The organism is Gordonia oleivorans, from assembly GCF_040044975.1.
Classification (GTDB): Bacteria; Actinomycetota; Actinomycetes; order Mycobacteriales; family Mycobacteriaceae; genus Gordonia; species Gordonia oleivorans.
The window spans coordinates 477089-499501 of record NZ_JBDZDI010000001.1 but is presented as its reverse complement, the minus strand read 5'-3'; the positions used below and the strand labels follow the sequence as shown (position 1 = coordinate 499501).

The 22413-nt window shown below is 66.5% G+C and carries 20 protein-coding genes and 1 tRNA gene; 11 read left to right on the top strand and 10 right to left on the bottom strand.

Annotated features, from left to right (window positions below; translation table 11 throughout):
• Positions 1-124: 124 nt before the first annotated feature.
• The 3 genes from ABLE92_RS02195 (at position 125) to ABLE92_RS02185 (ending at position 2273) form a co-directional block, all read left to right on the top strand.
• Positions 125-880 carry an SDR family oxidoreductase gene (locus ABLE92_RS02195; protein ID WP_348802903.1) on the top strand — a complete coding sequence of 252 codons (756 nt, stop codon included), beginning with the start codon at positions 125-127 and terminating at the stop codon, positions 878-880.
• Between the two features lie 127 nt (positions 881-1007).
• Positions 1008-1079: transfer RNA gene (locus ABLE92_RS02190), tRNA-Gln, on the top strand.
• A 279-nt stretch (positions 1080-1358) separates the two neighbouring features.
• Positions 1359-2273, top strand: coding sequence for a hypothetical protein (locus ABLE92_RS02185; protein ID WP_348802902.1), 915 nt, complete (start codon positions 1359-1361; stop codon positions 2271-2273).
• A gap of 100 nt (positions 2274-2373) precedes the next feature.
• Here ABLE92_RS02185 and ABLE92_RS02180 read toward each other — a convergent pair whose 3' ends face one another.
• Together ABLE92_RS02180 and ABLE92_RS02175 are read right to left on the bottom strand one after the other, a co-directional pair.
• The gene (locus tag ABLE92_RS02180) at positions 2374-3060 is read right to left on the bottom strand and encodes an RES family NAD+ phosphorylase (protein ID WP_348802901.1); all 687 of its coding nucleotides are present in this window, start codon (positions 3058-3060) and stop codon (positions 2374-2376) included.
• Positions 3054-3752 (bottom strand): antitoxin Xre/MbcA/ParS toxin-binding domain-containing protein, encoded by a 699-nt coding sequence (locus tag ABLE92_RS02175; protein WP_348802900.1) that lies wholly within the window; start codon positions 3750-3752, stop codon positions 3054-3056. Before ABLE92_RS02175 ends, ABLE92_RS02180 begins: the two co-directional genes overlap by 7 nt.
• A gap of 233 nt (positions 3753-3985) precedes the next feature.
• Here ABLE92_RS02175 and msrB point away from each other — a divergent pair, with 233 nt between their 5' ends.
• The 6 genes from msrB (at position 3986) to ABLE92_RS02145 (ending at position 11174) form a co-directional block, all read left to right on the top strand.
• The gene (msrB, locus tag ABLE92_RS02170; protein WP_348802898.1) at positions 3986-4477 is read left to right on the top strand and encodes a peptide-methionine (R)-S-oxide reductase MsrB; all 492 of its coding nucleotides are present in this window, start codon (positions 3986-3988) and stop codon (positions 4475-4477) included.
• Entirely contained in the window at positions 4474-5034 is a 561-nt protein-coding gene (gene msrA, locus ABLE92_RS02165) for a peptide-methionine (S)-S-oxide reductase MsrA (RefSeq protein ID WP_348802897.1), read from the top strand. The genes msrB and msrA overlap by 4 nt, the downstream gene beginning before the upstream one ends.
• 281 nt (positions 5035-5315) lie before the next feature.
• Positions 5316-6872, top strand: coding sequence for an ABC transporter substrate-binding protein (locus ABLE92_RS02160; RefSeq protein WP_348802896.1), 1557 nt, complete (start codon positions 5316-5318; stop codon positions 6870-6872).
• Positions 6869-7834: an ABC transporter permease gene (locus ABLE92_RS02155; protein WP_348802894.1), complete on the top strand. Its 966-nt coding sequence runs from the start codon at positions 6869-6871 to the stop codon at positions 7832-7834. The genes ABLE92_RS02160 and ABLE92_RS02155 overlap by 4 nt, the downstream gene beginning before the upstream one ends.
• Positions 7831-10458 (top strand): dipeptide ABC transporter ATP-binding protein, encoded by a 2628-nt coding sequence (locus ABLE92_RS02150; RefSeq protein ID WP_348802892.1) that lies wholly within the window; start codon positions 7831-7833, stop codon positions 10456-10458. The genes ABLE92_RS02155 and ABLE92_RS02150 overlap by 4 nt, the downstream gene beginning before the upstream one ends.
• 59 nt (positions 10459-10517) lie before the next feature.
• Positions 10518-11174: an O-methyltransferase gene (locus ABLE92_RS02145; RefSeq protein ID WP_348802891.1), complete on the top strand. Its 657-nt coding sequence runs from the start codon at positions 10518-10520 to the stop codon at positions 11172-11174.
• Positions 11175-11186: 12 nt separating this feature from the next.
• Here ABLE92_RS02145 and ABLE92_RS02140 read toward each other — a convergent pair whose 3' ends face one another.
• Positions 11187-12272 carry a serine/threonine-protein kinase gene (locus ABLE92_RS02140; protein ID WP_348802890.1) on the bottom strand — a complete coding sequence of 362 codons (1086 nt, stop codon included), beginning with the start codon at positions 12270-12272 and terminating at the stop codon, positions 11187-11189.
• Positions 12273-12616: 344 nt separating this feature from the next.
• A complete protein-coding gene (locus tag ABLE92_RS02135; RefSeq protein WP_348802889.1) occupies positions 12617-14131 on the bottom strand; it encodes a DHA2 family efflux MFS transporter permease subunit in 1515 nt (504 codons plus the stop codon).
• 98 nt (positions 14132-14229) lie between these two features.
• On the opposite strand from ABLE92_RS02135, the gene ABLE92_RS02130 reads away from it, so the two are divergent.
• Positions 14230-14913, top strand: a complete 684-nt coding sequence (locus ABLE92_RS02130; RefSeq protein ID WP_348802888.1) for a TetR/AcrR family transcriptional regulator — start codon at positions 14230-14232, stop codon at positions 14911-14913.
• A gap of 16 nt (positions 14914-14929) precedes the next feature.
• On the opposite strand, the gene ABLE92_RS02125 is transcribed toward ABLE92_RS02130, so the two are convergent.
• The 5 genes from ABLE92_RS02125 to ABLE92_RS02105 form a co-directional block, all read right to left on the bottom strand.
• Entirely contained in the window at positions 14930-16726 is a 1797-nt protein-coding gene (locus ABLE92_RS02125; RefSeq protein WP_348802887.1) for a protein kinase domain-containing protein, read from the bottom strand.
• Between the two features lie 61 nt (positions 16727-16787).
• Positions 16788-17741: a glycine betaine ABC transporter substrate-binding protein gene (locus ABLE92_RS02120; protein WP_348803204.1), complete on the bottom strand. Its 954-nt coding sequence runs from the start codon at positions 17739-17741 to the stop codon at positions 16788-16790.
• 41 nt (positions 17742-17782) lie between these two features.
• Positions 17783-18520, bottom strand: coding sequence for an ABC transporter permease (locus tag ABLE92_RS02115; protein WP_348802886.1), 738 nt, complete (start codon positions 18518-18520; stop codon positions 17783-17785).
• Entirely contained in the window at positions 18517-19803 is a 1287-nt protein-coding gene (locus ABLE92_RS02110) for an ATP-binding cassette domain-containing protein (RefSeq protein WP_348802885.1), read from the bottom strand. The genes ABLE92_RS02115 and ABLE92_RS02110 overlap by 4 nt, the downstream gene beginning before the upstream one ends.
• Positions 19800-20444, bottom strand: coding sequence for an ABC transporter permease (locus ABLE92_RS02105; protein WP_348802884.1), 645 nt, complete (start codon positions 20442-20444; stop codon positions 19800-19802). Before ABLE92_RS02105 ends, ABLE92_RS02110 begins: the two co-directional genes overlap by 4 nt.
• Before the next feature lie 261 nt (positions 20445-20705).
• Between ABLE92_RS02105 and ABLE92_RS02100 the strand changes: the two genes are divergently transcribed.
• On the top strand, positions 20706-21431 hold the full coding sequence (locus ABLE92_RS02100; RefSeq protein ID WP_348802883.1) for a TetR family transcriptional regulator: 726 nt from the start codon (positions 20706-20708) through the stop codon (positions 21429-21431).
• On the opposite strand, the gene ABLE92_RS02095 is transcribed toward ABLE92_RS02100, so the two are convergent.
• Positions 21353-22396: an EamA family transporter gene (locus ABLE92_RS02095; protein ID WP_348802882.1), complete on the bottom strand. Its 1044-nt coding sequence runs from the start codon at positions 22394-22396 to the stop codon at positions 21353-21355. The two genes, ABLE92_RS02100 and ABLE92_RS02095, sit on opposite strands and share 79 nt — an antisense overlap.
• Positions 22397-22413: the final 17 nt, after the last annotated feature.

Sequence of the window (22413 nt, the reverse complement as noted above, 5' to 3'; positions counted from 1 at the left end):
CGGCAACGGCCCGATAGTAGCGACATCCGTGGTCGGGTCGGACCCCGTACCCCGGCGCGCATCGTGCCTGATAGAACCAAAGGGACTCACATCACACTCGACGAACACCAATGAAGGGAAGTCGATGAGCGCTCAGAAGACAGCAATCGTCACCGGATCGGCCCGCGGCATCGGAGCGGCCGTGGCCAAGCGACTCGCCGCCGACGGCCTCGCCGTGGCCGTGCTCGACCTCGACGAGGCGGCCACCGCCGACACCGTCAAGGCCATCACCGACGCCGGTGGCACCGCGATCGGTGTGGGCGCCAACGTCGCCGACGAGGAGTCCGTCAAGGCCGCCGTCGACACCATCGTGGAGAAGCTCGGCCCGCCGACCGTCGTCGTCAACAACGCCGGCATCCTGCGCGACAACCTGCTGTTCAAGATGACCGTCGACGACTGGGATGCCGTCATGGCCGTCCACCTGCGCGGTGCGTTCAACGTGACCAAGGCCGCGCAGAAGCACATGGTCGACGCCGGCTGGGGCCGCATCGTCAACCTGTCGAGCACCTCGGCGCTCGGTAACCGCGGTCAGGCCAACTACTCCGCCGCCAAGGCCGGCATGCAGGGCTTCACCAAGACCCTCGCCATCGAGCTCGGCAAGTTCGGCGTGACCGCCAACGCGATCGCCCCCGGCTTCATCGAGACCGAGATGACCGCGGCCACCGCCGCCCGTGTCGGCGTGCCCTTCGAGGACTTCAAGAAGGCTGCCGCGAGCCAGATTCCGGTCAACCGCACCGGCGTTCCGGAGGACATCGCGCACACCGCGTCGTTCTTCATCAGCGAGGGTGCGGGCTTCGTGTCCGGCCAGGTGATCTACGTCGCCGGCGGCCCGAAGGACTGACCCCGGCGGATTCCCGCGCAACCGTTTGCTTCCCGCGCACCGATATGAGTGCGCGGGAAGCAAACGAGCGAGCGGGAATCGATGCGGAGCACGCGCGGTGCCTGTGGCACAATCGTGTCCGCAGTATTCCCCCATGGTGTAATCGGCAACACTTCTGATTTTGGTTCAGGCATTCTAGGTTCGAGTCCTGGTGGGGGAGCAACGTATACCCGCAGCTAGCTGCGGGTGCGGGCGAACTTTCACGTGTTCCATGCGCCCTCCGTGCACCCCGATGCGGTTCACGCGCCTGGTTCTCGTCGACGCGGTTGCTGCGTGCTCACGCCCGTTTTGCAATGACCGCATGGGTGTGGGGGTGCCGCGCGGGCGAACAGGACCCGCGTGAGTGTGCGGTCGTCACGCGCGTCCCGTTTGGCGACGACCCAGCCCACCGTGATTTAATGTGCCGGACTGGAACTTTACGATTCGGGATTGGTGGGCGGTGTCGGACGGGGTGGACTGGGATCGGCGGCGCGCCATTCGCCGACGACGCGTGGCGCAGCTGTGTATCGCCCTGGGGTTCAGTGTCGGGACGTATCTGGTGGTCTTCGGTGCGTCCATCCTCTATTCGTTGACGATGCTGTTCAGCTTCGGCGACACCGACGTCGGCGGTGATTTCGAGGTGACTACTCAAATCGCCCAGCAGACAACCGTATTCACAGTCATCGTGGTATTGGTGTTGCTCGCCGCGCTGCGGGTCTGTCGACGTTGGTGGCCCGGGATCGGATCAGGTCCATGGTCGCCTCAGTGCGTGCCCGCCGCGACCGTACTCGGATCGGTCGGGTTCGTCATGGCGTCCGTGGTGTTCGGAGTGCTCGTGATCGTGCCGGCGATCGACGGTCTGCACCTCTTCAGTTCCGGCACTGCGATGGACAGCGGACTCGCCGCATCGCTGTGGTGGGCAGTCGGCGCCGGATTCGGTGAGGAGATCATCGTCCTCGCCGTCCCCGTGGTGATCTTGCGGTTCTATCGGGTGTCGACGGTGGGTGCCATCTGGACTCTCGTCGCGCTCCGCATCGCATATCACCTGTACTACAACGTGATCGGTGTCTGGTGGATGCTGCCGTGGGCGCTCGCCTCGGCGCTGATCTACTGGTGGTGGCCAGATCGTCGGATTCTCGGTGGGTTGATCGTCGCGCACATCGCCTACGACGCGGTGGCGGCGAGCGGAACGACTGCGTTCTTCGTCTTTGCCGGTGTCGCGGTGATCCTGCTGGCGGCGGCAACTCTGGCCGACCCCGGGTGGTTCCGCGTCTCGGCGCTACCGATGCGCAGCACGGACATTCGGCGCGCACTGCTCGGCCCGTCGGGTACCGGATGGACACCGTCCGGACATCGTCGAGCTCGCAACGACTGAATCAACCCCGGAGCAGACCTCTTGGGCTGATTCGCAGCGTGGAGGATTTCGGCCCGGGTCGAGCAGCAACCGATCCGATGACACCGTGAGGCCACCGCGATCAGCAGCTGGCGCAAGCGCTTACGGTTGCGACCGCCAGGGAGATCGTGCCCGCGGCGTGCACTATCCGCGGCCACAAGGGTGGGTCGGACAACGCGAAATCTTGTGGCGCAGAGCCACTGTGAAGGGTTTCGACCATGCTGTCGGTGTCCCACAGTGCGAGAGCAGGTCCGTTCGAGTGTGCCGCGTTGTAGTAGACACCATGAACAGTGCGGTTCGGCGCGGGCTGATCCTCATGGATGGCTCGAGCCCACTGCTGGGTGAGGTCGCGAGCGTACGCACCGGTCGCGAGCGAGGGTAGCGCGCCGATACGCATGGCGGCGCCCTGTCCTCGCAGATCGAGCAGGTCGATCGGTGAGCGTGGGCCAACGATCGCCACGCGGTAGTTGGGGCAGATCTCCGCGATACTCAAGTCCCCGAATACTTCTCCGAGTGCAGTTGCGAGGTTGGTGGCGACGTAGAGCACAGACCGTCCACGCGGACATATCCCCGGCGGATCTGCCGGAGTGTGGTGATCGAACCGGTGTAGCGGCCCGAACCGGCGGTGAGTGACGCCGTCGGGAGTATGTCGTGACCGATGGTAGATACGGCACCACGTCCACGCCCCGCCCGTCCCACGGGGCTGCCACGTCCAGGACAAACCCGCGGCCGGGAGGGGGCGTTGTGGCGTGGCGAGGTCGACTACCACGCCGCGGCGGTGGTGGCTCTCGCCGCAGCAAGGACCTTGGCGATCTGGTCGGTGGCGAGAGCGTCGGCGGGTGTGGCCCCGTCGAGGTCGGCGTTCGGGCGTGTCATCCAGTGGCTCAATGTGACGACACCACCGGGGAACACCTCACGCAACCGGGCCAGCCCGTCGAGATGTCCGCGCGCAGTGTCTGCCCGGAACTGCCACGCCGGCAACCGCCACTGCCGACCATCTTTCAGCCCGATCAAATCGTGCCCGCGGAGACGATCGAGCACAGCTTGAGTCGAGATGCCGAGGAGCTCCGCGGCCTCACTCGTTCCAATCGCGGCGACGAGCGTCGCGTGACGCGCCGCGTACTGACGAGACAAGTTCGCGAGCAGGTCCTCGTCCCGTTCGGCGGGTGTCGGCGCCGGCCCCCACAGGTCGCTGTCGATATCCGGCGCGCCGCCTCGCAGTCCGCGAACAAAGGTTTCCTTTGTCTGCGGGGATGCGGCACGGAGAGCGGTGGCCAACGCCTCGTCGAACCCGGCCGAGGACGACTCGTCGCTGCTGTCGAATGCTGTCCCGCCGTTGCGTCGACCCGCGGGCGAGGTGATGGGCACCTTCTTGTCGGGTGCCCGTACAGCGTGCCTGCGGCCCGCCACTTTCACCGTGCGACCAGGTCGCTGCGGCCTACGCGTCTTCGGCACTGCCATACCTTCCATGATAGCGATCCCAAGCAAAACAAGTTGCCCAAGATAACAAGGCGGTGGACGGGATAAGACAAATGGGTCACCCGCCGACCTTCACGTCCTGGCCGGGGCTCTCTTGCGGGAACTCCGCATAAGACCCGTGCTTCCTCCGATCAACAGACCCCGGGACCAAATCGGGACGCCCCGATGTTCTTCTCTGTGACGCCGCAGCCAGCGGCGCACCGGAGAGGAGAGAAGTGTCCGACTACCGCAGCACACCCGAGGCCGTGAGCCGTCTCACCGCCGACCAGTATCGCGTCACGCAGCGTGACGGCACCGAGCCCGCGTTCCGTAACGCCTACTGGGACAACCACGAGCCCGGCATCTACGTCGACGTCGTGTCCGGCGAGCCGTTGTTCGCCTCGACCGAGAAGTACGACAGTGGCACCGGCTGGCCGAGTTTCACCCGCCCCATCAGCGACGACGCGGTGACCACCCGCACCGACCGCAAGCTGTTCATGTCCCGCACCGAGGTGCGTTCGGCCCACGCCGACAGCCACCTCGGTCACGTCTTCACCGATGGCCCGCGCGCCGACGGCGGCCTGCGCTACTGCATGAACTCGGCGGCGCTGCGCTTCATCCCCGTCGCCGAACTCGAGGAGCAGGGGTATGGGCAGTACCGGCGACTGTTCGACGACCCGACGAGCACTCACACGACAACCGACACCACCGAGGAGAATCCATCATGACCAGTGGCCCCAATGACACCGGACGCATCACGACGACGCCAGGAACCGAGACCGCCGTCCTCGCCGGCGGATGCTTCTGGGGCGTCGAGGACCTCATCCGTCGCCAACCCGGGGTTGTGGCCACCCGCGTCGGCTACACCGGTGGCAGCAATGATCATCCGACCTACCGCAATCACCCCGGACATGCGGAAGCCGTCGAGATCGTCTTCGATCCGACACGCACGACCTACCGCGACATCTTGGCGTTCTTCTTCCAGATCCACGATCCGTCGACGAGGAACCGTCAGGGTAATGACGTGGGCAGCAGCTACCGGTCGGCCATCTTCCCGGTGACACCCGAGCAGGAGCACATCGCACGGGAGACGATCGCCGACGTCGACGCGTCCGGACTGTGGCCGGGCAAGGCGGTCACGACGATCGAGCCGGCGGCCCCGTTCTGGGAGGCCGAGCCCGAGCATCAGGACTACCTGGTGCGCTACCCCAACGGGTACACCTGCCACTTCCCGCGGCCGGGGTGGGTGCTGCCGAAGCGAAATGAGGTGCGCAGCAACAGCTGACGCCTTCCTTCCGTGGCCAAAGATGGGTCGTGTCGGCGAATAGTGGTGCTGTAGAACCCAATTCCTCCAACACGACCCATCGACGCCGGCCGCAACGTCGAAGCTCGCCATGTCCGATCCCATGATGTGACACGCCGAGGTTGCACAGCCATCCATCCGCGGGCAGAGTGAAAGGCAACGTCCACAAGTGCTTCGGCGCGGAAGGGATCGCTGTCGCAATGACCTCGGAGCACCGAACGTGCAGGTCATCAGTCGATTCCGCCCACTTCTTCGCTGCCGGGATGAGTCGTCGCCGCTTCTTTTCGGTGGCTGGCGCGGCAGGCGCCGGCGTGGCCGGTGCGACGATACTCGGCGCCTGCGCGCCCTCCGGCTCCGGTGTGGCGGGCTCGGACAACACGATTCGGGCGGCGATCGCCGGGGAGCCCGACCAACTCGATCCGCACAAGACCAGCTCGTACTTCTCATTCGAGGTGCTGGAGAACGTCTTTGACACACTCGTCGAACCGGACGAGAAACTCGAGATGCAACCGGCGTTGGCGCAGTCGTGGCAGGTCAGCCCGGATGCCACCGTCTGGACGTTCACCCTGCGACCGAATGTCCGTTTCCACAACGGGGATTCGCTGACCGCCCAGGACGTGGTGTACTCCTATCGCCGGATCATCGACGAAGAACTCTCCAGCGCATGGCGATTGGAGAACATCGCCACCATCACCGCACCCGACGACGAGCACGTGGTCATCACCACCACGGCGCCGAGCCCGAACCTGTTGTCCACCATCGGCAGCTTCAAGGGAGTGGCGATCGTCAACCGCCGCAACGTTGAATCCGGACAAATCGCCACCCATCCGATCGGCACCGGCCCGTTCTCCTACGACTCGGGCTCACCGGGGACCTCCATCGTCCTCAAGGCCAACCCCGGCTACTGGGACGGTGCGCCGAAGGTCGACGGCGTCGCCTACAGCTTCATCTCCCAACAGACCACGGCCGTCTCGGCGCTGCGGTCCGGTGAGATCGACTGGACCGATTCCATTCCCGCTCAACAACTCCGGATTCTGGAGAGCACCGACGGTGTCGTCGTCGGCAGTGTGGTCGCCAACGACTACTGGTACGTGGCAATGAACTTCGCCAAGAAACCCTTCGACGACACCAGGGTCCGCCAGGCCGTTGCCTACGCCATCGATCGCAAGTCCATCGCCCAGGTCGTGGGTTACGGCACGGCCACCCCCAACCAGCTGGCCATCCCGAAGACCAGTCCCTGGTTCGCCGAATATGACCGCTATATCGATGGATTGGATCGGGATGCCGCCACCGAGAAGGCGCGTGAACTGCTGAAGCAGGCCGGGGCGAGCTCCTTGTCCATGGGATTGATGGTGACCACCGAATACCCCGAAACCGTGACCGCCGCGCAGGTGATCGCCTCCAACCTGTCCGACGTCGGCATCGACGTCACCATCGAGCAACTCGACTTCGGGGTGTGGCTCGACCGCCAGTCACAGGGGGCCTTCGATGCACTCCTGCTCGGCTGGCTCGGTAACCTCGACCCGGACGATTACTACTACGCCCAACATCATTCGCAGGGAACGTCGAACTCACAGAAGTACGCCAACCCCGAGGTCGATCGCCTTCTCGACGCCGGCCGGGTCGAACTCGACATGCCTCGGCGCAAGCAGATCTACGCCGACGCCGCCACCCGCATCGCCGACGACGTCAGCTACCTCTACCTGTACAACCCGTCGGCCAATCAGGCCTACACCAGCGCCCTGCTCGACTACACCGTCCGATCCGACAAGGCGATCCGCTTCCGTGGCGCACACCTGGATCGGAGTCAGAGCGTATGAACGGATTCGGTTGGCCGCTGGTGCGTTTCATCCTGCTGCGGTTGCTCTACACCGCCATCGTCCTGCTGGGCGTGATCGTGGTGGTGTTCCTGCTGATCCAGGTGGTGCCCGGTGATCCCGTCCGCATCGCCCTGGGTACCCGGTACACGCCTGAGGCCTACGATTCTCTACGTCAGGCGTCCGGACTCGACCAGCCGCCCCTGACCCAGCTCGTCCACTACATCGGCAACGTCTTCACCGGCGACCTCGGCGTCAGCTTCCGCGACGGCGAATCGGTCACCGACCTGCTGCTCTCCCGACTGCCGGCGACCATCGCACTCGCCCTGGCCGCGATCGTGGTCGCCCTGGTGATCGCCATCCCGCTGGGCACCTGGGCGGCGCTGCGTGAAGGCCGGTTGGCCGACAACAGTATTCGCGTGGTGTCCCAGTTCGGGATCTCGGTGCCCGACTTCTGGATGGGCATCCTGCTGATCGCGGTGTTCTCCACCGCGTTGGGCTGGCTGCCGTCGGCGGGATACCGGCCACTCTCGGCCGGGTTCGTGCCGTGGATCGAACACCTGGTGCTCCCGGCGATCACCGTCGGCATGGTCACCGGCGCGATCATGACCCGCTACGTACGCACCGCCATTCTCGACGCCGCGAACTCGCCGTTCGTCATGACCGCCGAATCGAAGGGGCTCAGCCGCAGGCGAATCCTTGTCTCCCACATCGGACGCAACGCGCTGGTCCCGGTGCTCACCATCTCCGGCATCCAGCTCGCCACGCTGCTCGGTGGTGTGATCGTGGTCGAGGTGGTCTTCGCCTGGCCCGGACTCGGGCGCCTGGTCTACGACTCGGTCGCCGCCCGCGACTACCCGGTCCTGCAGGGCGCTATCCTGCTCATCGCCGCCATCTTCCTGATCATCAACCTCATCGTCGACATCCTCTACGCCGTCATCGATCCCAGGATTCGGCTGTCATGACCACGACCAACCCGCCCACCCCCGACGAGCCCGCCACCGACGAGCCCACCGCCGCAGCGCCGGAGCCGACCGACTCCGCCTGGCGGCTGTTCCTGCGCAACCCGGCCTCGGTCGCCGGGCTCGTCGTGATCCTCGTCGTGATCATCTGCGCGCTCTTCGGGCAGTGGATCGCGCCTTACGGCGCCAACGACATCGACGTTCCCGACGCGCTCGCGGCACCGAGTTGGTCGCATCTGTTCGGCACCGACGACCTCGGCCGCGACGTGTTCTCACGCGTCGTCCTCGCCGCGTCGGTGAGCCTGCGGGTGGCCGTCGTGGCGGTGGCGATCTCCCTGATCGTCGGCGTGATCCTCGGGATGTTCTCCGGCTTCGCCGGTGGTGTGGTCGACACGGTCCTGATGCGCATCGTCGATGTCGTCTTCTCCTTCCCGGTCATGTTGCTGGCCTTGGCGATCGTGGCGATCCTGGGTCCCGGCGTCACCTCGGCGATGATCGCGATCGGCATCGTCTACATCCCGATCTTCGCCCGCGTCGCCCGCGCCGACACGCTGCGGGTGCGCCAGACACAGTTCGTGCAGGCCGCCACCACCATGGGTGTCGGAACGCCACGCATCCTGTTCGGTCATGTGCTGCCCAACATCTCGGGTCCGGTGGTCGTGCAGACCTCCATCTCGCTGGCATTCGCCATCCTCAGCGAGGCGGCACTGTCGTTCCTCGGCCTCGGAGTGCAACCACCCGAACCGTCGTGGGGCCGGATGCTCTACGACGCGCAGGGATTCATCACCAGCGCCTGGTGGATGGGAGTGTTCCCCGGCCTGGCCATCCTGTTCACCGTCTTCGCGTTCAACCTCATCGGCGACGGTGTCCGCGACGTCCTCGACCCACGCCAACGCACCCTGCTCCGCAACCGCGGAAAGCGGCGCCACCCCACGGTGACCCGCGCGACCGTCACCCCGGTCGCCGACTCCGACACCGACGACTCCGCCGAGACGGTCCTGACCGTCACCGACCTCGTAGTCGGCGTGGGGCCACGGGAGATCGTGCACGGCAACAGCTTCAGTGTCGCCAAGGGGGAGACCCTCGGCATCGTCGGCGAGAGTGGATCGGGTAAGTCCCTGTCGGTGCTGGCGGCCACCGGACTCTTCGACGCGCCGAGCGCCCATATCTCGGGTTCGGCGCGCATCGGCGACACCGAGGTCATCGGCGCCTCCGATGCGACGCTGCGCGCGGTGCACGGATCCCGTGTCGGATTCGTCTTCCAGGACCCGTCGTCGAGTCTCAATCCGCTGCTCACCGTCGAATCGCAACTGACCGAGGGGCCGCGTCGGCACCTGAAGCTCACCAAATCGCAAGCGCGAGAACGGGCGCTGCAACTGCTGCGCGATGTGAACCTGCCCGATCCGGAGAGCAAACTGCACGCCTACCCGCACCAGCTGTCCGGTGGGCAGCGCCAGCGGGTGATGATCGCCATTGCACTCGCCTGCGACCCGGAGATCCTCATCGCCGACGAGGCGACCACCGCACTCGACGTGACCACCCAGGCCCAGATCATCGACCTGGTCGCCGAACTCCAGCGGGAACGCGGGATGGCGGTGGTGTGGATCAGCCACGATCTCGGCGTCATCGGACGCATCGCCGACAGTGTCCTCGTCATGCGTTCGGGTTCCGTCGTCGAAACCGGCACGGTCGACGAGGTTTTCGCCAACCCGCGTGCTGAGTACACGCGAACCCTGCTCGAATCCCGGCCGTTGCTGAGCAAGGTCGGTGACCGCGCCGAACCCGAATCCGACACCGACGACACGTCGCCCGCACTGGTCAGTATGCGCGGCCTCGGGGTCGATTTCACCATGCGACGCACCACGGGTCGCGACACCCTGCATGCGGTACGCGACGTGGATCTCGATGTGGCACAAGGCACCACCCTGGGGATCGTCGGCGAATCCGGGTCGGGGAAGTCGACCATCGCCGGCGTGTTCACCGGGCTGATCACCTCCGGCGGCGGGACCACGGTGCACGGGAGCATCGACGTGCGGGTCGACGGCCGAACCATCGACGCGGTCGGCGTGCGCGGTCACGATGCCGCGGTCCTGCGTCGACGGGTGTCGATGGTCTTCCAGGACCCGGGCGCCTCACTCGATCCACGCATGACCGTGGCCGCCTCGATCGCCGAACCGCTGCGCACCCACGGCCTGGTCTCCGGCAAGGGCGCGCTGCGCGAGCGTGCGGAGGAACTGCTCGGCGACGTCAGCCTCGACGGCTCGTATCTGGGTCGCTACCCGCACGAGATGTCCGGCGGGCAACGTCAACGAGTCTGTCTGGCACGGGCTCTCGCCTCCGACCCGGAGGTCCTCATCCTCGACGAGTCGACCGCGTCGCTGGACGTGTCGGTACAGTCCGAGGTCCTCGAGCTGCTCGCGCGTCTGCAGGCCGAGAAAGGCCTGACCTACCTGTTCATCGCGCATGATCTTGCCGTCGTCGAGCAGATCAGTGACACCGTGGCGGTCATGCAGAACGGCAGGGTCGTCGAAAGCGGTCCGGCCACAAGGATTCTGCACGACCCGGAGACCGACTACACCCGCAGGCTGCTCGCCGCGATCCCGCCGGAGACGCCGCAGCGGGCCTGAGGTGGCCGAGTCCAGGGCACTGACAGCCGCCTCACAGTTCCCGAACCTATCGTGGTGACATGGCGTCGACACTGCAGTCCGAACCCGTCCGCTCGATCCTCGACGAACTCTACGAACGCGCCCGCCAAGGAGGGCGTCCGCCGGGGCCGCGCCCGGGCGGCGCGCCACCGATGGATGCGCTCAGTCCTCAGGAGCACGCCGATGCCATGGCGGATCGCTACATGGCGATCGGCCGCGACACCGGTGTGCTGGCCTACTCGCTGATCCGCGCGGCGCGCCCATCGGTGGTCGTCGAATTCGGGATGTCCTACGGTGTGTCGGCTCTCTTCATCGCGTCCGCGTTGCGGGACAACGGGTCCGGTCATCTCTACACCACCGAACTCAGCGGCAAGAAGGTGGCCGCCGCGAGCGCGACCTTCGCCGACGCGGGTCTCGACGACCTCATCACCGTCCTCGAGGGCGACGCGCGTGAGACGCTGACGACGGTGACCGACGAGATCGGTTTCGTGCTCCTCGACGGGTGGAAGGATCTCTACACCGAGATCCTGGCCTTGCTCGAACCGCGGCTGCGTCCGGGTGCGCTCATCCTCGCCGACAACACCGATAGTCCCGGCGCCGCACCGTATCTCGACGTTGTGCGGGCCGGCGGCGACTACACCGGCGTCCCGCTGCCGGGCAAGCACGGTGATTCGGTCGAATTGAGCTGCCGCCTCTGATCGAGGGCCCGCTCAGGACAGCGTGGCGACCAGCACCCCGACGATCAGCACGATGAACACCAGGAAGATGACCGCGCCGCCGATGATGGCGGCGCGGGTCGTCGCCGGATCGGTGGGTTGGCGCGGCGGTTGGTAGCCGGTCGGTGTGGGGTTCACCGGGCCGGGACTCATCGTGCCCGGCGTCACCGGCGGAATGTGGACGATCGGCGGCAACACACCCGCCGGGGCGGCCTGCGGCATGGGTGGCGGGGGCGGGACGGCCACCGGCGGTGGCACCGACACGCGGCCCTCGAGCGCCTCGCGAGCCGCCTGCGCCATCTGCCCGGCGGTGACGAAACGATCGGCCGGATTCTTGGCCATCCCGCGGGCGATGACGTAGTCGAAGGGGCTGCCCAGCATGGGCGGCGGCTGATTGAGGTGGGCCGCGACGAGTACCTGGAGATCTCCCGCCCCGAACGGCGCCGCGGCCGTGAGGCATTCGACGAGCACACAGGTCAACGCGTAGATGTCGGTGGCCGGGGTGGCGATGTTGCCGGCGCCGAAGCGTTCGGGAGCCATGTAGGCGAACGATCCGACCGCGGCGCCGGTTTCGGTCAAACGCGGATCGGTGGTGGTCTGGGCGAGGCCGAAGTCGACGAGGTAGGCGAAGTCGCCGCTGTCGATGAGGACGTTGTCCGGTTTGACGTCCCGGTGGACCAGCCCGGCGGCGTGCGCGGCGTCGAGTGCCTGGGCGACCTGTTCGATGATGGACACCGCACGCTCGGGTGCCAGCGGCCCGCCGGCGAGCAGATGCCGCAGATCGGTGCCGCCGGAGACGATCCGCATGTCCAGGAACAGCAGCCCGTTGATCTCGCCCCAATCGTGGATGGGGATGACGTGCGGATCGTTGAGTTGGGCGGCCATCCGGGACTCGCGCAGGAACCGTTCGCGGAACATCGCGTCGCCCGCGTATTGCTGGGCCAGCAGTTTCAGGGCGACGGTGCGTCCGCGGCGTTCGTCGCGGGCCTCGTAGACCTCGCCCATCGCGCCACGCCCCAGGAGCCGTTGCAAGGTGTAATCACCCAGAACGGAACCGCTGCGGTCGGCGGGGCTTCCCATGGCGTGCGTCATCCTCCTGCCCACCGGGCCTCGGGCGGGTCCGCGGCAACGGATCGCTTTCCGCGGTACGCTACCCGCTCCACGTCGAGGTCGTGGACATCGACGCGCGGGTGTGGATGGCCGGCGGCCCGGCTCCGAGCTCGTATGACCTCGGCCTCTTGTCCCAATTGTCCTGCGCGACAGGCACTGAGGTGTTCAGCGACCGTGCTCGCGGGTGCCGTGACGGCGATGCCGCGGCGGTGATGCGTGTCGATCAGACAGACGGCCCGGCCATCGTCATGATGGCCGGGCCGTCCGTCTGCCGGTGCGGTGTCGAGATGGCTCAGGGGAGCCGGTGTCTCACGTCAGTGTGCGACGACCATCTCGTCCCCCTGGGTGGCGGGCAGCTTGCCGCTGCGGATCACCACCGCGGAGATGACGCCGCCGGCCGCGAAGACCGCGGCGGCGACCCAGAACGCCACCGTGTAGGAGTGCACCGCGGCCATCAGTGACAGCTGCTGCAGGTTCGCCGTGTGTGCGGCGTGATCGGTGACGTAGCCCGCCGCCGCGCTGGAGGCGATGGTGGACAGCAATGCGGTGCCGACCGACCCGCCGACCTGCTGCATCGTGTTGACCGTCGCCGAGGCCACGCCCGCGTCCTGGGGTTGCACACCGGAGATGGCGCCCTGCATGGCCGGTGCCATCGACGCACCGAGTCCCAGGCCCATCACGATCAGTGCGGGCAGGATGTCGGTGGTGTACGAACTCGAGTCGCTCAGCCGGGTCAGATACACCATGCCACCTGCGGCGATGAGCATGCCCGCGGTCATCAGCCAGCGCGGCCCGAACCGCGGCAGCCGGACCGCGGTCGAGGTGGTGGCGGTGAGGATGAGGGCGGCGATCATCGGCAAGAACGCCAGTCCGGTCCGGATCGGGCTGAACGCGAGGTTCTGCTGCAGGTAGTAGGTCAGGAACAGGAAGATCCCGAACATTCCGATACCGACGATGAAGACCGCGAGGTACGAGCCGGCACGGGTGCGGTCGGTGATGACCCGCAGCGGCAGCAGGGCATGCTCGGTGCGCGATTGCAGCCAGACGAAGACGCCGAGGAGTACCGCACCGGCCACCAGCCAGGTGAGGGTGGCCCAGTCGGACCAGCCGTGGGTCTCGGCGTGGGAGAAACCGTAGACGATGGAGAACAGTGCCACCGAGACGGTCAGGACGCCGGGGATGTCCAGCTTGGGGCGGTGTTCGGCCTTGTGCGGGGCCAGGAACAGGATGGCGCCGACCAGGGCGATGGCCGCGATCACCAGGTTCACATACAGGCACCAGCGCCAATCGGCCCACTCGGTGAGCATGCCGCCGAGCAGCAGGCCCAGCGCGCCGCCACCACCGGCGATGGCGCCGAAGATGCCGAAGGCCTTGCCGCGTTCATCGGGGTCGACGAACGTCGTGGTCAGCAGCGACAGTGCGGCCGGGGCGAGCAGTGCGCCGAAGACGCCCTGACCGGCGCGTGCGGCGACCAGCATGGTGAAGTTCACCGCGGCGCCACCGACCGCCGACATCACCGCGAAGCCGATGAGCCCGATGATGAAGGTGTTCTTGCGGCCCCACAGGTCCGACAGGCGGCCGCCGAGGAGCAGGAGGCTGCCGAAGGCGAGGGCGTAGGCGGTCACGATCCACTGACGGTCGGCGTTGTCGAATCCGAGCGACGACTGTGCGTGGGGGAGTGCGATGTTGACGATGGTGGCGTCGAGCACGACCATCAGCTGGGCCAGGGCGAGGACACCCAGCACCACCCACCGGAGCCGGTGATGCCGGGCCTCCGGGGTTTCGGGAAGAGACGAGGTCTCCTCGTTCTTCGAATAGACGGTTGTCATTCCGGCCTCCTGAAGCTAGGTGGAGGAGCTTCCTCCGGTTACCCAAGGGCCAACGGCACCCAACCGGAGAAGATTCCTCCGTTTGCTAAACTGTGACCATGACCACCCAGGCCGGGGAATCGCGGCCGTTGCGCGCCGACGCCGAACGCAACCGCTTACGCATCATCGCCGCAGCTCGAGAGCTCTTCGCCCAGCGCGGGCTCGACGTCTCCCTCGACGAGGTCGCCGAGGCCGCCGACGTGGGCGTGGGCACCGTCTACCGACGATTCGCCAATCGCGACGAACTCATCGCCGGCGTCCTCATCGAGCACCTGAACACCGTGAACGCCAAGACGGCCGCGGCACTGGAGAACGACGATCCCTGGGCGGCTGTGGTCGACCTCGTCACCTGGCTCGCCCAGTCGATGGCCGAGGACCGTGGGCTGGCGGCGATCATCATGCGGGTCGATCACTCCCACCCCGACATCACCGCGGTCAAGTCGCAGATGTCGGAACGGGTGGAGCAGATGTTCGCCCGGGCCCGGGACGCCGGAGTGGTCCGGCCGGATCTGGCGTCCACCGACTTCTACGCCATCTTCACCATGCTGTCGGCGGTGGCCGACGCCACCCAGGAGACCGCTCCGGGTGTCTGGCGCCGCTACCTCGGGTTGATCCTCGACGCCATCAAGGCCGACCCGCAGCGCAGCCCCCTCGACGTCCCACCGATGACCTTCGAGCAGGTGATGGACATGCAGCGGGCCAAACACGACGCGAAGCGCCGGGCGTCGGAACAGGGCGGCTGACTCGCCGTCAGGTGGCTCAGGTCCCCATGGTCGAGATCGACAGGATCTCCGGCACGGTCCGGGGCGTTCCCCAGTACCCGCCCGCACGTGCCGGCGTGAACCCGCCGGTCGAGATCGCGTCGACGACGGCCATGCCGTCGGGGTCGACGGTCCCGACGTGGGTGTAGATCGGGGCGCTGATGACCGGCCGGATCGCAACGAAGAAGGTGGCCGAGCCCTTCGGGTTCGACTGCCCGGTCAGCTGCGGATCCGCGACGGAGACCGACACACTCCCGCGCGGGTAACTCACCTGCGCTCGCCCGAAACCATCTGTGCTCCCGGCCGACGGGAGGTCGGTCGGGACCTCGTCGGGAGATGTCCATCCCGGACCGGCGCTCACCTGATGGATGTCGTCGGGCGTTTCCGTGGCGCCCGCCGGTTCGCCGCACACCAGAATGTAATCGCTCAGCCGACGACAGACCATGTCGTCGTAATACCGGGCGCGGGCAAGCGCGGCGATCGCCCCGGCATTGCAGGGCGCCGAGGAGTGGTCGAGGTCGATGCCGATCGTCCCCCTGCTGGTGTGCATGTCGAGGCGGGTGACACCGCTCGCCGGCTGCGTCGCCGACGGAGTCGGTGTCCGCGTGCCGTCGTGGGCTGCGGCGGGGTAGGAACAGGCGACCGAACCGGCCGCCGCCGTGGTGGTGGACAACCCTGCGCCCGCAACGGGATTCGACGGACCACGAACCGCGATGGCAACCATCACGGCGGTGATCGTCACGATCACGAGCGCGGCGAGGATGCCGCCGGCGATCAGGGCTCGCCGCGGCCCTCGGCGCTCGCCGGTAGGGATCGGCGTCGGTGGCGGCGGAAACAGCGGCGGCGGTGGAGGACTCATCGGCGGCGCGGTGGCGACACGGGTGCGCGCGGTCGCCGTGGGTGTGGGTGCGGGTGCCATGGGCGGGGGTGCGGGCAGCGGTGTCGTCGGTGCGGCAACCGGGACCGGTGCGGCACCCGGGCCGGATGCGGACGCGGCATCGCCGGCCGCGTGGGCGAGCTGTCCGGCGGTGGCGAAGCGGTGCTGCGGTGACTTGTTCAGCGCCGTCGCGATGACCGGGTCGAAGGCGTTGTGCAGCAACGGTGGTGGTGCCGAGATGTGCGCGCCGATCAGGCGGTGGATATCGCCGGTTCCGAAAGGTGGCTGCCCGGAGAGGCATTCGTACAGGACACAACCGAGTGCGTAGATGTCGACCGACGGGCTGATCGCATCGGTCGGCCCGAACCGTTCGGGTGCCATATACGAGAACGAACCGATGGCCGCACCGGTCTGGGTGATCCGGGTGTCGGTGATCCCCTGGGCGAGGCCGAAATCGGCGAGATAGACGAAGTCGTTGGCGGCGATGAGGATGTTGTCGGGTTTGACGTCGCGGTGGACGAGGCCCTCGGCGTGGGCGACGTCGAGCGCCGAGGCGACCTGGCCGATGATGCGGACCGCCCGGTCGGCGGGAATCGGTCCCGCCGCAAGGATGTCGGACAGGTTGTGGCCGCGAACCACCCGCATGTCGAGGAATAGTTGGCCTGCCACCTCGCCCCAATCGTGGATCGGGACGACATGTGGATTGTTGATCCGCGCCGCGATCCGGGACTCGCGCAGGAATCGTTCCCGGAACTGTGGGTCGTGCGCGAGGCCGGACGTCAGGAGTTTGAGTGCCACCTCGCGGCCGCGTCGGGTGTCGCGGGCCAGATAGACCTCGCCCATGCCGCCGCGACCCAGAAGACGTTCGAGGACGTAATCGCCCAGCACGTCGCCGGAACGGTCGGTGGGGCCGGTCACGGTGATGATTCCCCTGCACGTCGATGGCTCACGGACTCGAGGATGGGCGACTCGAGGGACGTCAGACTATCAAGCCCTCACTCTTGAGCCAGTCATAGGCGACGGTCGACGGATCTTCTCCGTCGATGTCGACGCGTCCGTTGAGTTCCTGCATCACCTCATCGGTGAGCCGCTCGGATATGGTGCCCAATAGCCCCGTCAGTTGCGGCCATTCCTTCAGGATCTCGGCGCGCACCACGGCGGTCCCGCTGTAGGGCAGGAAGAACTTCTTGTCGTCGACGAGGACGGTGAGGTCCAGATTCTTGATACGACCGTCGGTGGTGTACACCTCGCCGAAGTTGCACGGTGAACTCTTGGCCGTGGAGGTGTAGATGACGCCGGCGTCCATGCGGGTGACATTGTCCAGCGGGACGCCGTTGGGGTCACCGAGCGGCATGCCGTAGGTCTGCAACATCGGTTTGAAACCATCGGGGCGAGAGTAGAACTCGTCGTCGACACAGAAGGTGCGTTCGGCGACAGGCAGTTTCGCCACGTCGGAGAGCGAGGTCACACCCAACTGCTTGGCCTTGGCAGAGGCCGCGGCAAAGGCATAGGTGTCGTTGAAGTTGGCGGGTGGCAACCACACCAGGTTGTGCTCGGCGAGTTCGATGTCATGGACCTTCTGCCACAACACTTGCGGATCGGCGATGGTCTCGGTTTCGCCGTGATAGTTCACCCACGCGGTGCCGGTGTACTCCCACAGGATGTCGGCGTCGCCGTTGAGTTGAGCTTGCCGGGATGACGCCGATCCGGGTGCGCCGGTGAGATCGGTGACGTCCGCGCCCGCCGCCGCCAGATAGGTCGCAGTGATCTTGCCCAGGAGCACGCCCTCGGTGAAACTCTTCGATGTCACCGTGAGTTCGGCGCCCTTCAGCGGGGTCTGCCCATCGGGGAGCGAGGCCTGCTCGAACGTTCCCGAACTGCTCACCAGGCCACAGCCGGCAAGGACGAGCAGACCGGCCAGCAGCACACCCATCGTGCGCGAGGCCCGCAGGAGTCGCGGTGCGTAAGCGGTTGTCATGAGATGCCCCGCGGTGTGGCCACGAGTTCGACGATGCGGCCGAGCCAATCGATGACCATCGCCAACAGCGCCACCAGGATTGCCCCGGAGATCAGGAGTTTCGGCAGGAACAGTGTGACCCCCGTGGTGATCAACGTGCCCAGGCTCGTCGCCCCGATGAACGTGCTCAGGGTTGCGGTACCGACCAGGATGACCAGCGCGATCCGTACCCCGTTGAGGATCACCGGAACAGCGAGCGGTAACTCGACCTGGACGAGGGTACGCACCGCCGAGTATCCGATGCCGCGGGAGGCCTCGATGGTGCGTTGGTCGACCTGCCGCAATCCGACGATGGTGTTCTGCAGGATTGGTAGCACGGCGTACACGACGAGTCCGACGACGGCGGTCTTGAATCCGGTGCCGAGCCAGAAGGTGAACAAGACCAGCAGGCCGACGGCCGGCGCGGCCTGACCGATGTTGGCGACGTTCACCGCAATCGGACTGAACCAGCGCATCGATGGCCGGGTGAGGATGATGCCGAGTGGAATCGCGATGACGATGACGATCACGGTGGCGGTCAAGGTCAGTTTGATGTGATCGAGAATGGTCGTCTGTAGCGTCGCCCACTCCAACGACGCGCTCTCGGTTTCGGTGAATGTGGTGGTCGCGTACCAACTGAAGTACCCGATACCGATCACCAGGAACACCAGCGGCTCAAACCACACATCGATCGGTAGTTGCCGGAATCGTTTCATGATGCCGGGTCCGATTCGAGGGGTGGATTCTTCGGTTCGCCACCCTCTCGGTGCGAGGCGTAGCTGGTCTCGTCCTCATCCGTGCGGGCATCGGCGAGCTGTGACCGGATCACATCCATCACCGCGGCGATGGTGAGCGAGCCTATGACCGATCCACGGCCGTCGGTGACGAGCGTTCCTCCCTGGCTGGCCGCGAGCATGGAATCCAGGGCGTCGTTGAGTGTCGACGAGTCCGCGACGACCGGTAGGCGGGGATCGACGTAGTCGGAGATCTCCCTTTTCGTCGACACCTCACCAAGTGTGGGCCAGGCCCTCGGTCGGCCGTGCTCGTCGACCACCACAATCCAATCGTGGCCGTTGCTCCGGGCCCGGTCGAGCACCGAAGCGGATGAATCCCCGACCTGCGCGGTGGTGACCTCGACGAGATCGACATCGCGCACCCGCGAGAGTGTCAGATGTGCCAGCGTCGCCCCGGAGCCGATGAACTCCTCGACGAACGGGGTGGCCGGGTTGGCCAGGATCTCCTCCGGCGGCGCGTACTGCTCCACGTGCCCGCCCTCGGACAGGATCAGGACCTTGTCGCCGAGCTTGGTGGCCTCCTCGAAGTCGTGGGTGACCAGCACGATGGTCTTGCCGAGTTCCTTCTGGATGGCGATCAGGCTGTCCTGCAACCGAACCCGGGTGATGGGGTCGACCGCGCCGAACGGTTCGTCCATCAGCAGAACGGGTGGATCGGCGGCCAGCGCGCGGGCCACACCCACGCGCTGTTGCTGGCCACCGGACATGTCCTTGGGTAGTCGGTGGGCAAACGTCGCCGAATCCAGACCGACCAGGTCGAGGAGATACTCGGTTCGCTCGGCGATCTTCTTCTTGTCCCATCCCAGCACCCGGGGGATGGCGCCGATGTTCTTGGCGACATCCCAGTGTGGGAAGAGTCCGCCGGACTGGATGACGTAGCCGATTGACTGCCGGAGCTTGTCGGGGTTCTCGCGGGTGACGTCGCGGTCGCCGATGAAGATTCGCCCCTCTGTGGGTTCGATGAGCCGGTTGATCATCTTGAGTGTGGTCGTCTTGCCGCATCCGGAGGGACCGACGAAGGCCACGATGTCACCGGCATCGATGGTCAGGTCGAGTCGCTCTACCGCCGGTGTGGCCTGGCCGCGATAGCGCTTGACGACACCGTCCAACCGGATCGAGGCACCTGTGACAGTCCGGTCGTCGGACCCCGGCGAGTGAGGTGACGCCGGGCCGGGTGCGGCGGAACCATGTGAGACATCGGTCATGACAACCCCTTGGAGATCGTGACGCGGCCGAGAAGGACAAGCAGTGCGTCGAAGACGAGTGCGATGGCGACGATGAGAATGGTTCCGGTGAGCGCCATTTCGAGTGCATTGGCGCCGCCGAGTCGGGAGAGTCCGTTGAAGATCAGTGAACCGAGTCCCGGGCCGAGGACATAGGCGACGATCGCGGCGACACCGACGATCATCTGTGTCGAAACCCGGATACCGGTCAGGATCACCGGCCACGCGATCGGCAGTTCCACGGTGAGCAGAATGCGCCAGCGCGGCAACCCGATTCCACGTGCGGATTCAATGACCGTGTCGGGCACCGAGCGCAGGCCGACGACCGCGTTGCCGATCACCGGCATGGCGGCGAAGAACGCCAACATGATGAACGACGGCACCACTCCGAGCCCGAAGGGCACGATCAACAGTGCGAGCAATGCCAGTGACGGGATGGTCAGCGCCACTCGGCTCGACGTCAGCGTCAGCGACGATACGAGCGGCAGCCGATAGACCAGCACCGCGATGATCACCGCCGCCAGCGCACCGACGAGGACCGTCTGGAAGGCGAGCGAGGCGTGCTGATAGGTCAAGAACGTCAAGGTGGACGCGTGGCCACTGATGTAGTTCCACAACTGCACGTGTCGATCCCTTCGTGGACCCCGAAGTGGACAAGGGGTTGCGCAATGTGGCGGCACACCACTTGTGCCGCTTTTCGAACACTAGTTGTCCGTGGTGCCGGCCGTTGCCCGATTGGGGCGTGAAGAGTGCGCGCGTGCGTTCACCGAGGAGATGTCGGCGCCCGATGACATGGGCACATTCCCGTCGCATCACGATTGTCGGCAACTTTCAATCATGATGAACAAAAGTCGCTGGCGACGCGGGCCGATAGGCTGGACGCCATGGCAGTCAGTCGCCCCACCGACAAGACCGACGAGGTCCGGCGCGCACCCCGCGCGCGGATGACCGGTGCGCAGCGTCGCCTGCAACTCATCGAGGTCGCGCGGGGATTGTTCGCCGAACGCGGCTTCGAGGCCACCTCCATCGAGGAGATCGCGCAGCGGGCCGGTGTGTCCAAGCCGATCGTCTACGAACATTTCGGCGGCAAGGAGGGTCTCTACGCGGTGGTGGTGGACCGCGAGATGGAGACGTTGCTGGAGATGGTGACGTCGTCGCTGTCGCGCAATCGCTCGCTGTACCGCATCCAGCAGGTGGCGCTCGCGCTACTCACCTACATGGAGGAACGCACCGACGGCTTCCGCATCCTCGTCCGTGGCGAGAGCACCAGCGCCGGCACCTATTCGAGCCTGCTCAACGACGCGATCAGCCAGGTCGAGCACATCCTGGCCGGCGACTTCGAGCGACGCGGATTCGACCCGAAACTGGCGCCGCTCTACGCCCAGGCGCTCGTCGGCATGGTGTCGGTGACCGCGCAATGGTGGCTCGATGTGCGGGAGCCCTCCAAAGAGGTTGTCGCCGCACACCTGGTGAATCTGTGCTGGAACGGACTGACCCGCCTCGACCCCGATCCGGAGTTGGTGGGACCCGATTACGTTGAACCCGAACGGGTTGGATCAGACCGGGTCGAACCCACCGAGCGGAGCGCGGCCGAGGACTCCGACGACTGAGCGACCGCACGCGGTTCGCCCATCTTGGCCGCGACCACACCGACGATGATCAACACTCCACCGAGGATCTGGGCCGGCGCGGGAATCTGCCCGAGCAGTGCCGCCGCCCACACCACGGCGGCGAGCACCTCCAGCAACGCGATCAGCGAGGCGAGTCGCGCACCCAGGCGCCGGGCCGCGCCGATGCCGGTGAGATATGCGGTGGCCGCGGAGATGACGGCGAGTCCGACCAGCACCGAGGCGGCCGGCGCGGCGAATCCGGCGAAATGTGCGGTGGCCTCACCGGCGGTCATCGGCAGCACTCCCACCACCCCGAACATGCCCAAAAGCAGTGCGGCGAAGATCATTCCGCCGGTCGCCAGCACGGCGGGCGGCAGGTCGTCGTGCTGGTGGGCCGAGATCAGGAAGTAGCCGGCCGCGCCGATCATCGCTCCCACGGCCCAGAGTGCGCCGACCGGATCGATCGATGCCGGGCCGAGGAGGTCGAGGACGAGGACGAGACCGACCGCGCAGATCGCGATCCCGGCGACCGCCCACCTGCTCGGCCGCTGTCGGTGGACGGCCCACATCCACCCGACCACGACGACCGGCGCGGTGTACTCGATCAGCAGCGCGGGACCGACGTCCATCGTCTGGATCGCCGAGAAGTAGCAGAACTGGGCGGCGGCGATGCCGAGCAGTCCATACAGTGCGATGGTCTTTCCGTGCGCGCCGAGGATGGAGACGAGCCGGGCCGGGCGCAGCTGCGACCAGCCGCCCAGGTCGCGCACCGCGAAGGGGATGAGTGCCAGTCCGCCGAGTCCGATACGGATGCCGACGACGGCACCGGGACTCCATCCGGCCGCCAGCAGCGGAGTCGCCAGCGCGCCGGAGATGCCAAAGCTGACCGCCGAGATCACCGCCAGTACCAACCCCGACCTGACGCGGGTGGCGTCGAACGTGGGGTCATTGGTCAACGTGCTCATGACGAATGACGCTAGGG